The 14,723-nt window shown below is 70.0% G+C and carries 12 protein-coding genes; 6 read left to right on the top strand and 6 right to left on the bottom strand.

Translation table 11 applies throughout. The features are described from left to right. The first annotated feature begins 175 nt into the window (after positions 1-175). From ACFZP7_RS34200 to ACFZP7_RS34180, 5 genes are all read left to right on the top strand, one after another. Positions 176-1,054 (top strand): FCD domain-containing protein, encoded by an 879-nt coding sequence (locus ACFZP7_RS34200; RefSeq protein WP_385638164.1) that lies wholly within the window; start codon positions 176-178, stop codon positions 1,052-1,054. 153 nt (positions 1,055-1,207) lie between these two features. Beyond that, on the top strand, positions 1,208-3,868 hold the full coding sequence (gene acnA, locus ACFZP7_RS34195) for an aconitate hydratase AcnA (RefSeq protein WP_385638161.1): 2,661 nt from the start codon (positions 1,208-1,210) through the stop codon (positions 3,866-3,868). 115 nt (positions 3,869-3,983) lie between these two features. Beyond that, positions 3,984-5,156, top strand: coding sequence for an extracellular solute-binding protein (locus ACFZP7_RS34190; RefSeq protein WP_385638158.1), 1,173 nt, complete (start codon positions 3,984-3,986; stop codon positions 5,154-5,156). Positions 5,157-5,212: 56 nt separating this feature from the next. Then, on the top strand, positions 5,213-6,982 hold the full coding sequence (locus ACFZP7_RS34185) for an ABC transporter permease (protein ID WP_385638155.1): 1,770 nt from the start codon (positions 5,213-5,215) through the stop codon (positions 6,980-6,982). Further along, entirely contained in the window at positions 6,975-8,060 is a 1,086-nt protein-coding gene (locus ACFZP7_RS34180; RefSeq protein ID WP_385638152.1) for an ABC transporter ATP-binding protein, read from the top strand. The genes ACFZP7_RS34185 and ACFZP7_RS34180 overlap by 8 nt, the downstream gene beginning before the upstream one ends. 129 nt (positions 8,061-8,189) lie before the next feature. Here ACFZP7_RS34180 and ACFZP7_RS34175 read toward each other — a convergent pair whose 3' ends face one another. The 6 genes from ACFZP7_RS34175 to ACFZP7_RS34150 all read right to left on the bottom strand — a co-directional run bounded on the left by ACFZP7_RS34175 (position 8,190) and on the right by ACFZP7_RS34150 (position 13,631). Next, positions 8,190-9,572, bottom strand: a complete 1,383-nt coding sequence (locus tag ACFZP7_RS34175; protein ID WP_385638150.1) for a DUF3500 domain-containing protein — start codon at positions 9,570-9,572, stop codon at positions 8,190-8,192. 112 nt (positions 9,573-9,684) lie between these two features. Beyond that, positions 9,685-9,843 carry a GntR family transcriptional regulator gene (locus ACFZP7_RS34170; RefSeq protein ID WP_385638578.1) on the bottom strand — a complete coding sequence of 53 codons (159 nt, stop codon included), beginning with the start codon at positions 9,841-9,843 and terminating at the stop codon, positions 9,685-9,687. 137 nt (positions 9,844-9,980) lie between these two features. After that, the gene (locus ACFZP7_RS34165) at positions 9,981-10,277 is read right to left on the bottom strand and encodes an antibiotic biosynthesis monooxygenase family protein (protein WP_385638148.1); all 297 of its coding nucleotides are present in this window, start codon (positions 10,275-10,277) and stop codon (positions 9,981-9,983) included. 20 nt (positions 10,278-10,297) lie between these two features. Next, positions 10,298-10,642 (bottom strand): cupin domain-containing protein, encoded by a 345-nt coding sequence (locus ACFZP7_RS34160; protein ID WP_385638145.1) that lies wholly within the window; start codon positions 10,640-10,642, stop codon positions 10,298-10,300. 137 nt (positions 10,643-10,779) lie between these two features. Beyond that, positions 10,780-12,150 carry an NAD-dependent succinate-semialdehyde dehydrogenase gene (locus tag ACFZP7_RS34155; protein ID WP_385638142.1) on the bottom strand — a complete coding sequence of 457 codons (1,371 nt, stop codon included), beginning with the start codon at positions 12,148-12,150 and terminating at the stop codon, positions 10,780-10,782. A 185-nt stretch (positions 12,151-12,335) separates the two neighbouring features. After that, positions 12,336-13,631 (bottom strand): CitMHS family transporter, encoded by a 1,296-nt coding sequence (locus tag ACFZP7_RS34150; RefSeq protein WP_385638139.1) that lies wholly within the window; start codon positions 13,629-13,631, stop codon positions 12,336-12,338. Between the two features lie 372 nt (positions 13,632-14,003). On the opposite strand from ACFZP7_RS34150, the gene ACFZP7_RS34145 reads away from it, so the two are divergent. After that, positions 14,004-14,717, top strand: coding sequence for a FadR/GntR family transcriptional regulator (locus tag ACFZP7_RS34145; protein ID WP_385638137.1), 714 nt, complete (start codon positions 14,004-14,006; stop codon positions 14,715-14,717). Positions 14,718-14,723 lie beyond the last annotated feature (6 nt).

Genomic DNA, 14,723 nt, shown 5'->3' with positions numbered 1-14,723 from the left:
CTGCCTCTCATCGTTCCTGGCTTCACAGAGGCGCGAATCGGCACCCCGGGCAAACTTTGCACCACCATGACGATAGATACAATCCCTTGATGAGAGAGAGTCCAGCGACCGCGCCCGTCATACCCCGACTCGTAAGATGGGGCGTCCCACGTCCCCTTCCGAAGAGCGCAGACTGATGTCGCGGCCCAACCTGACCACCTCCATCGCCACACGCCTGGTCGATCTCCTGCGCCGCAGCGGCCTCAAGGAGGGCGCGCACATCACCGAGCAGTGGGCGGCGGACGAGCTGGACGTCTCCCGCACCCCGGCCCGGAAGGCGATGCTCTTCCTCGCCGAGGTCGGCATCCTGAGGCGGGAGCCGAATCGGGGTTTCTTCCTGGACCGTGACGCCGCCACTCTGACCGGGACGGATCTCGCGGCGGGCGCCGACCTCGAGGAGGACGCGTACTTCCGGATCGCCGACGACTACATCGGGGGACGGTTCACCGGCCCGTTCACCGCGGCCGACATCAGCCGCGGCTACGGCCTGTCGGCACGCCAGGCCGACCGGGTACTGGCCCGCATGGAGTCCGAGGACCTGGTGCGCCGCAAGGCCGGTGGACGCGGCTGGGAGTTCCAGCAGGTGCTCTCGACCGTCGAGGCGCACGACCAGAGCTACCGCTTCCGCATGATCATCGAGCCGAACGCCCTGCTGGAGCCCGGCTTCACGATCGACCCCGAGGCCGCGGCCCTGCACCGCAAGCAGCAGGAGGCCCTGCTGCGCGGAGACATCCTGCTGCTGCCCCGGGCGGAGTTGTTCCACGTCAACGCCTCGTTCCACGAGATGCTCGTGAGCTTCTCGGGCAACCAGTTCCTCCTGGACGCCGCGCGCCGGCAGCACCGGCTGCGCCGCCTCATCGAGTACCGCCACCAGGTCGACCGCTCCCGCCTGGCCGGCCAGGCCCGCGAGCACCTGCACATGCTCGACCTGATCGAGGACGGGAAGCTCGAGGAGGCGGCCGCCTTCCTGCGCCGCCACCTGGACAAGGTCCGCGCCATCAAGACGCAGGGCTGAGCACCTCACTCCACGAGCGCCCTTCTCCGCCATCGGGGGTTTCCGAGAATCCGGCGCTCCAACAGTTGTATCAATCAGCGGCTTGAGACAATATGGGCCGCGCCCGGCGCCATGCGCCCGTGGGCTCCTCTTCCCGGAACGACAGCAGGGACCATGAGCACAGACCCCCGCACGGACCCCACCGCCACCGCCGTCCTGACCGTCGCAGGGCACTCGTACCGGTACCAGCCGCTGGCCGGGCTGCTGCCCGCCGAGCGGCTCGCCGAACTGCCGTACGCGGTCCGGGTGCTGCTGGAGAACGTCGCCCGCCGTTCCCCCGCCGCGCTCGGCGACGTACTCGCCCGTGCCCGCTCGGGCCACGGCGACTGCGAGCTCCCGGTGCACCCGAACCGGATCATGCTGCACGACACCACGTGTCTGCCCGCCCTCGCCGACTTCGCCGCCCTGCGCGACAGCGTCGCCGAACTCGGCGGCGACCCGGAACGGCTGCAACCGGCCGTCCCCGTGGACCTGACCGTCGATCACTCGGTCATCGTCGAGGAGTACGGGCACCCCGACGCCGTCGAGCGCAACCTGCTCATCGACTTCCGCCGCAACAGCGAGCGCTACGCGTTCGTGAAGTGGGCCGAACGCAGCCTGCGCGGCTTCCGGGTCGTGCCGCCCGGCACCGGCATCATCCACCAGGTCAACATGGAGGTCCTGGCCCGCGTGGTCTGGCGCGACGAGGACCCGGCCGAGGGCGGCCTGCCATGGCTGCACCCGGACGTGCTCGTCGCCACCGACAGCCACACCCCGATGATCAACGCCCTGGGCGTCGTCGGCTGGGGCGTGGGCGGACTGGAGGGGCAGGCCGCCATGCTGGGCGAGGCGGTCACCATCCCGTACCCGCGCGTGGTGGGCGTGCGTCTGACCGGGCGGCTGCGGCCCGGCGTCGGCGCCACCGACCTGGCGCTCACCCTCACCGAGCTGCTGCGCGCCAAGGGCGTGGTGGACCGGTTCGTGGAGTTCTGCGGCCCCGGTGCGACCACCCTCGGGTGGGCGGAGCGTGCCGCGGTCTCCAACATGGCGCCCGAGTACGGGGCGACCTGCGTCTACTTCCCGTACGACGACGAGACCGCCGCCTACCTGCGGCTGACCGGCCGCGACGAGGCACACGTACGACTGGTCGACGCCTACCTGACCGCGCAGGGCCTCAAGCGCACCACCGACCGGCCCGAGCCGCGCTACGACGACGTCATCGACCTCGATCTGGCGACGGTGGAGCCGAGCGTGGCCGGCCCCGATCTGCCCCATCAGCGGCTTCCGCTGTCCCGGGTGCCCAAGTCCTTCCGGTCCACCACCGCCGGTCGGCCTGCACACACGACGGAGTTCGCAGAGCGGCTCCCCGAGGGGCCGGTCGCCATCGCGGCCATCACCAGTTGCACCAACACCGCCAATCCGACGCTGGTCGTGCAGGCGGCGCTCCTCGCCGAACGGGCACAGCGGGCCGGGCTCACGGCGAAGCCGTGGGTGAAGACATCCCTGTCACCCGGCTCGCGGGTCGTCGAGGACTACCTGCGCGAGGCCGAGCTCCTGGACCCCTTGGCGCAGACCGGCTTCCACATCGTCGGCTTCGGCTGCATGACCTGCATCGGCAACTCGGGCCCGCTCCACCCCGAACTGGAGCGGCTCGCCGCCGACGCCCACATCGATCCGGTGGCCGTCCTGTCCGGCAACCGCAACTTCGCCGGCCGCGTCAACCCGCGCGTCGCCCAGTCCTACCTCGCCTCGCCACCACTGGTCGTGGCGTACGCGCTGGCCGGCTCGATCCTGCACGACTTCGAGCGCGACCCGCTCGGTACCGGCGCGGACGGCACCCCCGCGTTCCTCAAGGACCTGTGGCCCACCGACGAGGAGGTCGCCGCGCGCGTCGCCGCCTCCGTACGGCCCGAGATGTTCCGGACCAACGCCACCCGGCTGCGCGAGGGCTCCCGGGCGTGGCACGAGATCGAGGCGCCCGACGGCGTCCGCTTCTCCTGGGATCCGGACTCCACCTACATCCGCCGCCCCCCGCACCTCACGGGCCTGTCCGCCTCACCGCCCGACCGACTGCGCGTCGAGCGGGCCAAGGCGCTGATGGTGCTGGGCGACGACGTCACCACGGACCACATCTCACCGGCCGGCGCGATTCCGGCGCGCAGCGCCGCCGGGCGCTGGCTGACGGACCGCGGGGTCGCCCGCCGCGACCTCAACCAGTACTCGACCCGCCGCAGCAATCACGAGGTCATGCTGCGCGGGGCCTTCACCAATGCGGCCGTCCGCAACCTGCTTCTCCCGTCGGCGGACGCCTTCACGGGCGGTCACGCCCACACCGCCGACCGCTCCGCCGTCCTGCCCGTCCACGAAGCCGCCGCGACCTACCGTGCCGCGGGCCACGATCTGGTCGTCGTCGCGGGCCGCAACTACGGTGCCGGCTCCAGCCGCGACTGGGCCGCCAAAGCACAGGCACTGCTGGGAGTGCGGGCGGTGATCGCCGAGTCGTACGAACGCATCCACCGCAACAACCTGATCGGCATGGGCGTGCTGCCCCTGGAGTTCGCGGACGGCGACACGGCATCGGCCCACGCCTTCACCGGAGAGGAGGAACTCACCTTCGACGGCCTCGCCGACCTGCGCGTCGGCACGAACCCCGTCACCCTGTCCCTCACCCGGCCCGACGCCTCCCGCACCACGGTCCGCCTCCGGCTGCGCCTCCACTCGCGCCAGGAACTCGCCTACCTCCGGCACGGCGGAATCCTGCCGTACGTAGTGCGCCGCGCCATCGCGGCGTCGTAACCGGACGGCACCGCGCCCGCCCCTCGCCACCCCCACGCCCACCGGCGTCACCCGACCCCGCCGGTCTCTCGAAGCAGCTGACAGCGCCGTTGCGCCCCCTACGAGAAGAGCCGCCATGTCCACCATCCCCCGCACACCCGCACCGGGACCATCGTCCAGCCCCGGCCCCTCCCGCCGTCACCTCCTACGGGGTGCCGCGGCCGTCGGAAGCCTCACCTCCCTGGGCGGCACACTCTCCGCCTGCACGGCCGACGAGGCGAACGCCGCCGCCCCACAATCCCCCGCGTACTACCCCGCCGCCTACGACACGATCGTCGACGCCTCACGGCGGGAGCGGAAACTCCTCATCTACTCGAACACCTCGCAGACCAACTGGCAGCCTGTCTTCGACGCGTTCGCCCGGCGCTACCCCTGGCTGTCGGACATCCGGGCGACCAACCTCGGCGGCTCCGCCGTCTACGAGCGCTACTACAGCGAATCCGCCGCCGGCACCTCCCCCGCCGACGTGCTGGCCAACAACGCGGGCCCCCTCTGGGGCGACTACGCGACCCGGAAAGCCGCCGACGACTACCGCTCGCCGGAGAAGGACCACCTGCCCGACTGGGCCGAACTGCTGCCCGGCGTATGGACCATGTCGACGGACCCGGTCGCCCTCATCTACAACCGCAAGACCCTCGCCCCGGACCAGTTCCCCGACGGTCTCCGGACACTGGCGGCGATCGTGGAAGCGCAGCCGTCCCGCTTCCGCGGGAAGATCGGCGTCTACGACCCGACCAACGCCTACGGCTACGCCAGCAACCAGGGCTACACCTCGAACGTCGCGGGCGGCTGGGACACGTTCCGACGGCTGCTGCCGTTCGCCCACGCCGACCATTCCTCCGGCACGCTCGTGGAAAAGGTCGTCTCCGGCGAGTACGACTTCTCCATCAACCTCAGTGGTGGCGTCGCGATCCCGGCCGCCGAGCACAGCGGGGGCCTGCTGGGGTGGAGCTACTACGCGGAGGGCACCGTCGTCATGCCACGTGGAGTGTCCATCGTGAAGACCGCCCCGCACCCCAACGCGGCCCGCCTCTTCCTGGACTTCCTGCTCTCCGCCGAAGGGCAGGCGGCGGTCGCCGAGGGCGGCCTGGTGCCGTACCGGCCGGACGTGCGCCAGGACGCCATGGACAGCCTGCAGGACATGCGGCGCAAGCTCGGCGCGGAGCGCGTCCACATGTACCGGCCCGTGCAGGTCCCCGAGCGTGTGCAGGAGGCATACGTCGCGCGCTGGCAGAAGGCAGCGAGCTGAGCCGACCGCGCCCGCCCCAACGCCCCCTGCACCCGCCCCGTCCGTACGGAGTCGCCATGGCCATCCAGACACCCCAGGCGCCACCCGCCCCGTCCCGCACCCCGCGCGCGGGCGAGCTGGGCACGCCCCAGTACCGGCGCCTGTTCGGCGCCGGACGTGAAGTCACCATCCACTGGCTGACGTTCCTCGTCACCGCCGTGCTCGTCCTCGCCCCCGTCGTACCGATCCTCTACCAGTCGGTCCGCAACCAGCCCCTGTACGCGGCCGGCGGCGCCTTCACCCTCTCGAACTACACCCACCTGTTCACGTCGGCGGGCTTCGGTTCGATCATCCTCGACACCCTCCTCTTCGCCGTCCTGACGACCGTGTTCGCGCTCGCCATCGCGGTGCCGATGGCGATCCTGCTGGAGCGCACCCGCTTCCCCGCCGCCCGCCTGTTCGGCCAGGTGCTGCGCTGGCCCATCTACATCTCCCCGCTCGTCCTGGCCTTCGGCTGGATCGTCGTCTACGGCCCGGCCGGCTTCCTGACCAGCGCGGTGCGCGAGGGCCTCGGCTGGGTGCCCTGGAACCTTTACTCGCTGCCCGGCATGGCGTTCGTCGAGGCCGTCGCCCAGGTCCCCATCGCCTATCTGTTCTGCGCCAACGCGCTGGCCGCCTCCGACACCTCGCTGGAGAACGCGGCCCGGAGCGTCGGCGCGGGACCTCTGCGCATCCTGCGCTCGGTCGTGGTGCCGATGCTGCGTCCACCGATGCTCTACGCGGGCCTGCTGATCTTCGGCACGGCGATCGAGACACTGTCCATCCCACTCATCCTGGGCGAGCCCGCCGGCATCACCCTCTTCTCCAACTTCCTCTACGAGCAGGGCATCGACTCGATCAACCCGGACTACGGCCTGCTGGGCGCGGCGTCCACCTTCATGCTGCTCACCACCATCGGCCTGGTCGTGTTCCAGACGCGGCTGCTCAAGCACGCCCAGCGGTTCGTGTCGGTGCGCGGCAAGGCCACCCGCTCCGACCTGCTCGACATCGGTGCCTGGAAGTGGCTGGGCTTCGCCTTCGTCGGTCTGTACGTCGTCTTCGGCGCGCTGCTGCCGATGCTCGCGCTCATCCTGCGCGCGTTCACCTCGCTGCTCACTCCGCTGGTGAACCCGTTCGACCTGCTCACCCTGGACAACTTCCGTCTGATCTTCGACTACGCGCCCTACACCGAGTCGATCGTGAACAGCATCACCGTGGCCTACGTGGGGGCGGTGGCCGTGACCCTGTTCGGCACGGTGGTGGTCTTCGTGGCGCGTCGTTCCGACTTCCGCTTCGCCCGGCTCCTGGAGACGACCGCGCAGTCGCCGCACGCGGTCCCGGGCCTGATCGTCGGCATCGGCCTGTTCTGGGCCTTCACCTGGATGCCCGGCGGCGACCTGGTGCGCGGCACGCTCTTCGCGCTGATCATCGCCTTCGGCATCCGGGCACTCCCGTCGGCGTACGGCGCGATCTCCCCGGCGACCATGCAGCTCGGAGCCGAACTCGACAACGCCGCACGCGTCGCCGGCGCCGACTGGTGGCGCACGGTGTCCCGGATCATGCTCCGTCTCCTCTTGCCCGCGATGCTCGCCTCGTTCCTGCTCATCTGGACTCAGATGATCCGCGAGTACGCCCCCGCCATGTTCCTCGCCGGAGCCGAGTCACAGGTCATCGGCACCACTGCCATCGACCTGTGGACCCAGGGTGAGACCGGCTCTGTCGCCGCCCTCGCCACCCTGCAGATCGCCGTCACCGCCGTCGTCGCCGGCCTCGCCGGTCTCCTCCTGAAGGGGAAGAAGCATGCCTGAGCTGGTCGTCGAGAACATCAAGAAGTCCTTCCACGGGACCGCGGTCCTGGAGGACATCAACTTCACCGTCGCCGACGGGGAGTTCTTCACGCTGCTCGGCCCGTCGGGCTGCGGCAAGTCCACCACCTTGTCGTGCGTCGCGGGTCTGGAGACCCCCGATTCGGGCACCATCCGCGTCGGCGACCAGGTCTTCTTCGACGGCACCCCGCGCCACACGGTGCCCCCCGAGGGCCGCAATCTCGGCTTGGTCTTCCAGTCGTACGCGCTCTGGCCGCACATGACCATCGCCGACAACCTCGCACTGCCGCTGAAGCTCCGCAAGGTCGCCAAGGACGAGCGACGGCGCCTCATCGACGACGCCCTCACCAAGGTCGACATGGCCCACCTGCGCGACCGCTACCCCCACCAGCTCTCCGGCGGACAGCAGCAGCGCGTCGCCCTCGCCCGAGGCATCGTCTACTCCCCCGGTGTCCTGCTCCTGGACGAACCGCTCTCCAACCTGGACGCCAAGATGCGCGACCAGGCCCGCGTCTGGCTGAAAGACCTCCAACGCGAGGTCGGCATCACCACCGTGTACGTCACCCATGACCAGGTCGAGGCGATGTCCCTGTCCGACCGCATCGCTGTGTTCATGCACGGCCGCCTCCAGCAGGTGGGCACACCGACCGAGATCTACGAGACCCCCGCCACCCCCGAGGTAGCCGGCTTCATCGGCCGCTGCAATCTCCTGGAGGGGCGCGTCGACTCCACCGAGGGCCAAACCGTACAGGTCGAATTGGGTAAGACCGGCCAGCGCTTGAGGGTGGCCGGCGTCTGCTCCGCGGGGTCGTCCGCCACCGTGGGCCTGCGCTCCGAACGCATCACGCTCACCGACCGCGCGGACGCCCCGCACGACGGTGCCGTCAATGTGCTCCGGGCGAGGATCGAACAGTGTTCTTACACTGGAGCTCGATTCGAGTACGAACTCAGCGTCGGCGACCTGCGCGTCCACGCCGAGAGCCCCGTCCGGCACACCGACGGCGAGATCAACCTGATCATCCGCCCGGACGACTGCCTGTTGTTCCCCGCACAGGTCTGATCCGGCGCGCAGCACGCGGCCGGTCCTGGCAGGCATCGGCTTCACACGACGCCTACCGGGACCGGGCTGCCCGCACCCCTACGGCACGGGTGTCGGAACGCGGCACGTCACCGTCACGGACGTCAGGTGTCAGTGGTCGGTTTCCAGGTGGAGCTTGAGCAGGTCCACGCCGTAGTCACCGCCGTTGGGCGTGCGGATGATGGTGTGGATGTGCTGCTGGGTGGGGGTGCCACCCATACCCATGCCGCCACCGCCCGGGCCGCCGCTGGGCATGCCGGTGGGCTGACCGCTCGGCATGCCGGACGGCCGGCCGCTGGGGGCGCCACCGCCGCCCATCTGCGCGTTCTCGCCGTAGGCCAGCGGAGACTGGGCGTCGTACTCGATGAGCACGACCGGGCTGTGCACCCGGTAGTAGAAGGCGGAGGAGTCCTCGCTCTCGCCGATCCAGAAGAAGTACGTGTCGTCGAGGTGCTCCTCCACCTCCTTCATCTTCACCGCGGCGTGGCCGTCGTCCATGTAACCGACGTAGACGCCGACCAGGTCGAGCAGCTTCTGGCGCTGGGCGGACGTGAACTCCTTGGCGGCGAGGCCCTGGTAGGCCAGCTTCAGGTTGTCCTGGCCGGCCCCGGCCACCATGTCGGTGCCGCCCTTCTCGTCGGCGGAGACCACCTTCTTGCGCTGCGCCGAGGTCAGGGACCGCAGCAGGGCCAGACCGGCCTTGGTCTCCGGCTTGAAGAGGGTGATCTTCTCGCCGTTGTACGTGGCCGAGGTCGGCTCCGAGCCCATGAAGGTCGGGGACATGACGACCTGGTCGCCGAGGACGAAGTAGTTGATGGCCACGTGGTGGCCCTCGTACTGGAAGCCCCAGGGCTTGGACGTGGACGGGGTTCCCATGAAGGTGAAGTAATAGTGCCCCTCGGTCAGCGTCTCCTTGCCACCACCGTTGTAGTCACCGAGGAAGGCGTTGAGCTTCATGATGTTGCGGGTCTGGGCCAGCCCGTCGGCCGACAGAGCTGCACCGAGCAGGGCGTAGCCGAGGTTGCGCTGCTTCTCGGTCAGGTCGCCCATGCGGGCACCCTCGCGTTCGTAGCCGTCGACGTTGCTCCAGGCCAGCCACTCGTCGTCGTCCACGTCGAACACGGACGCCCGGCGCACCTTGGTGCTGAGTCCGTCCAGGAACGCCTGCGCGGCCTTCACCACCGCATCCGTCGAGACACCGGTGGAGTGGATCGAGAACAGATCGTCGACGACCTTTCCATCGGTGGTGACCCCCTTGAAGTCGGCGTACTTCACCTCGGTGGCACCGGGGCCCATGCCCCCGGCGCCGCCGGGCCCACCGGACGGCGTCCCGCTCTGGGCGCCGCCGGACGCGGAGCCGCTCGTGTCGGACGCCCCGGCGGAACAGCCGGTCATGGTCGCCACGGCGGCGGCGCCTCCCAGCAGCAGGGAACGGTTCATGAACCAGCGGCGCGTGCGCTCGGTGGCGGGGGTACGGGGACGGTGTGCGTGCATGTGAGTGACCTTCGCCCAGGACCCTGATTTTTCCGTGAGGTCTACCTGTCAGACGCCTATGAGATCGCGACGGTGACAGCAGTCGACGACTCCCTGCGGCGCGTCTTCTCGGTCAAGGCCGGACCGGTGAGAGCGACGGTGCAGCCGCCCCGTTCGGCGGCGGCCACCACTCCATCGTCCCCAGCGGATGCAGGGCCTGGCGGACCGGTGAGCGCGAGACCCTCAGCTGTTCGGCCAGGGCCCGTTCGACCAGGCGCGCGCCGACGGGCATGCCGATCGACGCGCGCTGTACTCCACGATGCGGGCGGCCGTCCGCCGGGTGAGCGGGGTGGGGCCGTGAGCCCTGGGCGCTGTCATCCTCTGATGCCTCCGCGTGGGCCGGGGCCCGGTCGGTCCCGGCCGCCGACGTCATGGTGCAAGGACGGAATGTACGTGTTCGACCTGCGGCGGAGTCGCGAAGTGCGGTCCGGCCAGGGTCCGCCACTTGGCGAAGCCCTCAGAGGCGCGGAAGGTGACGGTGTGATGCTCGACGGTCTCCCAGCGGACCATCAGCCGGTAGCGCGAGGGGTGTTCGACGCTGCGGTGCAGGTCGACCCCGTCGCAGCCGTCGGCCGCGAGGAAGTAGGGAAGGGCCTGGGCGACGGCCTCTTCGAACCGTTGCTCCTGGCCGGGGTGAATCTCGATCTGGGCGATCTCGGTGATCAATGGGTGCTTCTTTCTTGGTCTCAGCCGTGGTTCTGGGTGGCGGCATTGGCGTGCTCGGCGTCTACCCGTGCGGTGACGCCGGTCTCGACGATGGTGCGGGTGGCGTCGACGGTGGCGTAGATCCACAGGATGCGCATCGGCTCGGTGGCGGAGGCGTTGCGGAAGCAGTGGGGCATGCCGGCGGGGACGTAGGTGGTGTCGAAGCGGGTGACGTGGTGTTCGGTGCCGTCGATCTCCACGATGGCGTCGCCTTCGAGGATGGTGACGCTCTCCGGGCAGTTGTGGGTGTGCAGGGCGATGCCCGCGCCGCCGTCGAAGAGGGTCTGTCCGGTGAGGAAGACTTCGGCTCCGGTCGCCTTGGTCACCAGGGGGATCGTTCGGGCGCCGCCACCGCGGCTGAAAGCGGTCAGTTCGGCCGGTCGCAACACGGCGGGCGGGAAGGAGCTGAAGCAGGGCTGGTCGCAAGGGTGGTCGTGCACGGTGTTACTCCGGGTGGGGGTGGTCAGGCGGCGGGGCCGATCCAGACAGTCTTGGTGTTGGTGAACTCGCGGATGCCCTCGGCGCCGAGTTCGCGGCCGTAGCCGGACTTCTTGATACCGCCGAAGGGCAGCCGGGGGTCGGAGGCAACCATGCCGTTGACGAAGACGGCACCGGCGTCGATGACGCGGGTGAGCCGACGGGCGCGCTCCAGGTCTGTGGTCCACAGGGCGGCGCCGAGGCCGTACTCGGTCCGGTTGGCCAGCGTGATCGCCTCGTCGGCGTCGGCGACGCGGGTGATGGCGGCGACCGGGCCGAAGGTCTCCTCGTCGAAAGCGGCCATCCCGGGGCGGACGTGGTCGAGGACGGTGGGCGGGTAGTAGCAGCCCGGGCCGTCAGGGACCTCGCCGCCGAGGACGAGGACAGCGCCGGCGTCGACGGTGCGACGGACCTGGTCGTGCAGGGTGTCGCGGAGATTGGCGCGGGCCATCGGGCCGATCGCCGTCTCGGGGTCGGAGGGGTCGCCTACCTTCAGTTCCGCGGCCGCGGCCGTGAAGGCGGCGACGAACGCGTCGGCCACTGCCTCCTCGACGATGAACCGCTTGGCGTTGACGCAGGACTGGCCGACGTTGACGTACCGGGCCTTGACGGCGGTGGCGGCGGCGGCCGCTATGTCCGCGTCGGCGAGCACGATGAACGGGTCGGAGCCGCCGAGTTCGAGGACCTGCTTCTTCAGCACGGCCGCGGCCTGGGCGGCGACGATCGCACCGACCTCGGTGGACCCGGTGAGGGTGACCGCCGCGACGCGCGGGTCGGTGATGATTCCGGCGACTTGGTCGACCTCGATGAGCAAGGTGCGGCACAGGCCCTCGGGGGCGCCTGCCTTACGGACCACCTCCTCGACGGCGAGGGCGCATTGCGGCACGTTGTTGGCGTGCTTGAGCAGGGTGCCGTTGCCAGCCGCCAGGGCGGGAGCGGCGAAGCGGAAGAACTGCCAGAAGGGGTAGTTCCACGGCATGACGGCGAGGACGACACCGAGCGGGTCGTAGACGACGGCGCTCTCGGTGGCGTTGGAGGCGACGGGTCGGTCGGCGAGCTGCTCGGGGGCGTGCTCGGCGTAGTACTCGCAGGTCGTCGCGCACTTCTCGATCTCGGCGCGGGCCTCGGTGACCGACTTGCCCATCTCTGCGGTGATGAGCGCCGCGTAGTGGTCCTTGCCCTCGCGCAGGACACGGGCCATCTCCCGCAGCAGGGGCACCCGGTCGGTGATGTCACGCCGTCGCCAGGCTGCCTGGGCGTCGGCCACCGCGTCGAGGACGCCGTCGACCTCCTCGGCGGACTGGGGAGTGTAGCGGGCGAGTTCGGTGCCGGTGGCCGGGTCGGTGGAGACGATCATCAGGCGGCTTCTCCGGTGTGCTCGATGGTGCGGCGGATCTCGGCGGCGAAGTCGGCCGTGCCGAGGGTGCCGCCGATGTCGCGGGTACGGGTGGCGGGGTTGTCCAGCACGGTGCCGAATGCGCCGGCGAGAAGTCTTCGACAGGGTGTGCCAGCGGTCCGGGGAACGAAGGACACGCACACGGCTCAGGTGATACTGATGGCGCCGGTGAGAAGGGCGAAGGCGATGTAAGCGAAGGAGACCAGGACACCCCAGCGCAGGGCGTGCTTCTGGAAGTCGCCCAGTTCCGCCTTGACCAGGCCGAGGAGGACCCACAGGGGCGCGCTGGTGGGGCCCATCATGTGGAGGATCTGGCCGATGGCTCCGGCGCGGGCGATCTCGTTGGCCGGGATGCCGTAGTGGGCCGCGGATTCGGCGAGGACGGGGACCACACCGAACCAGTAGCCGTCGTTCGACATGAAGAAGCCGAGGGGAAGCGCGAGGACCGCGGTGAACAGCGGTATGACGTTGCCCCAGCCGTCGGGGACGATCGACAGCGCCGCGTCGGCCATCGCCTTGATCATGCCGGAGTCGGTCATGATGCCGGTGAAGACGCCGGCGGCCAGGACGAGGATCATCACCGGGACCGCGTTCGCGGCCTGGCGCTTGATGAGGTCCTGCTGGTCGCCGATGGAGCGGATGTTGACGAGCAGGGCGATGACGAAGGCGACCATGAACAGCACCAGGAGGTCGGCGACCTCGGCGATGAGCAGGACCATCAGGAGCAGGGTGAGCGCGGCGTTGAACCACAGACGCCAGTCCACCTTGATCGGCTCGAACGCCTCGCCGGAGGCGATCTCCAACTTGTAGGCGGCCAGCTTCTCGGCGTCGATCTTGTGGCGTTCGCGCAGGCCGAGCCAGTAGGCGACGGCGATGATGGCCAGGCTGGTGAGCGCCATGGGGCCGATCATGTGGACGAAGTACTCGCTCGCGTTCAGATGCAGGACGCTGATGCCGCGGGTGGCCGCGCCGCCCCAGGGGGTGGTGCCGGAGATGGTGCCCAGCGCCATGGCCGCCAGGGTCGCCAGGATGAGGGGATTCATGCCGAGGCGGCGGTAGATGGGCAGGAACGCCGAGCAGACGATCATGTAGCTGGTGGTGCCGTCGCCGTCGAGGGCGACCAGGAGGGCGAGCACGGCGGTGCCGACCACGATGCGGACCGGGTCGCCCTTGGAGGCGCGGACGATGGCCTGGACGATCGGCTCGAAGAGTTTCACCTCCATCATCAGGCCGAAGTAGAGGACGGCGAACAGCAGGAGGGCGGCGGTCGGCGCGACCGTGTCCAGCCCGTTCATGATCATGTCGCCGAGTTGGCTCCCCTTGCCCGCGATGACGGCGGCGACGAGGGGGGTGAGCATGATGGCGGTGAAGGCGGAGAGGTACTTCCGCATCACGAGCAGCATGAAGCTGCCCAGGGTGGCGAAGCCGAGGACGGCGAGCATCGTTGCTCCTTGCTCCTTGGGGCAGGGCTGAGGGCCGCCGGGCGGGCGGCGGCGCGGAACGGCGCGTGAGGTCAGTGCGTGTCGGTTCGGGTGGCGACCGGCAGCGCACACAAGGCCGTGCTCGGCTCGTGCGTCGGGTCGGTCATGGTACGTGCGGCTCCTGTACGGCGGGCTCGGCGGGCGCACGGTCGTGGCGGGGCTGGGCCCGGTGGGGAGGTCAGGGGTGCGCCTGGCATGGCTGGGACGTCCGGGGTGGCCGACACGGGGAAGGCGGGTGACTCGGACCCGCCGGCTTCCGGACAACCGGTTTACCGGATTGCCGGTAGGTAACTAGAATCCGGCCATCGCGTCAATACCGAAGTGAGGAAATCGATGACCGAACTCGCCAGAATCACGGTCGAGCCGCGCGAGCCGCTGGCCGCCGAGGTCTCCCGCCGCCTGATCGACTACCTGATGTCCGGCGAGGTCCAGCCCGGCGACCGCATCCCCTCGGAGCGACAGCTCACCGAGATGCTCGGGGTGAACCGGCCCACCGTGCGCGAGGCGATCAAGTCACTGGGCTTTCTCGGCCTGCTGGAGATCCGGCAGTCGAGCGGCACGTACTTCCGCGGCACCGACTCGGACGTGCTCTACCGGCTCTTCGAACTGGGGCTGGTGCTCGGCGAGCGGGGCGCCCGGGACATGGTGCAGGCCCGCGCGGAGCTGGAGGTGATCGTCGCGGGACTGGCCGCACAGGCCCGCGACGAGGCGGGCGTCGAACTGCTCCGGACCCGACTGACGGCGATGCGGGAGTGCCCGGACGCGGAGTTCCCGGAGGCGGACACCGCCTTCCACGCCGCCCTGGGCGAACTGGCCGGCAACACCGTGCTGCGGGACATGCTCAAGGGGATGCGGGCGATGATCCAGCGCGGCTGGGTGGAGCGCACAGGGGCGGTCCGCTCCCGCAAGGTGGCCTACGACGACCACGTACCGATCTTCGAGGCGGTCGCGAACGGTGACGCGGAGGCCGCCCGCGCGGCGATGGCCCGGCACATGGACGGCGCCTCCCGGCGCCTGATGAAGGCGCTCGAACAGCGCGAGGGCTAGGGGCCA

It is taken from the genome of Streptomyces sp. SudanB5_2050, assembly GCF_964272335.1.
Lineage (GTDB): Bacteria > Actinomycetota > Actinomycetes > Streptomycetales > Streptomycetaceae > Streptomyces > Streptomyces rochei.
This window is presented reverse-complemented; position numbering and strand designations above follow the sequence as displayed.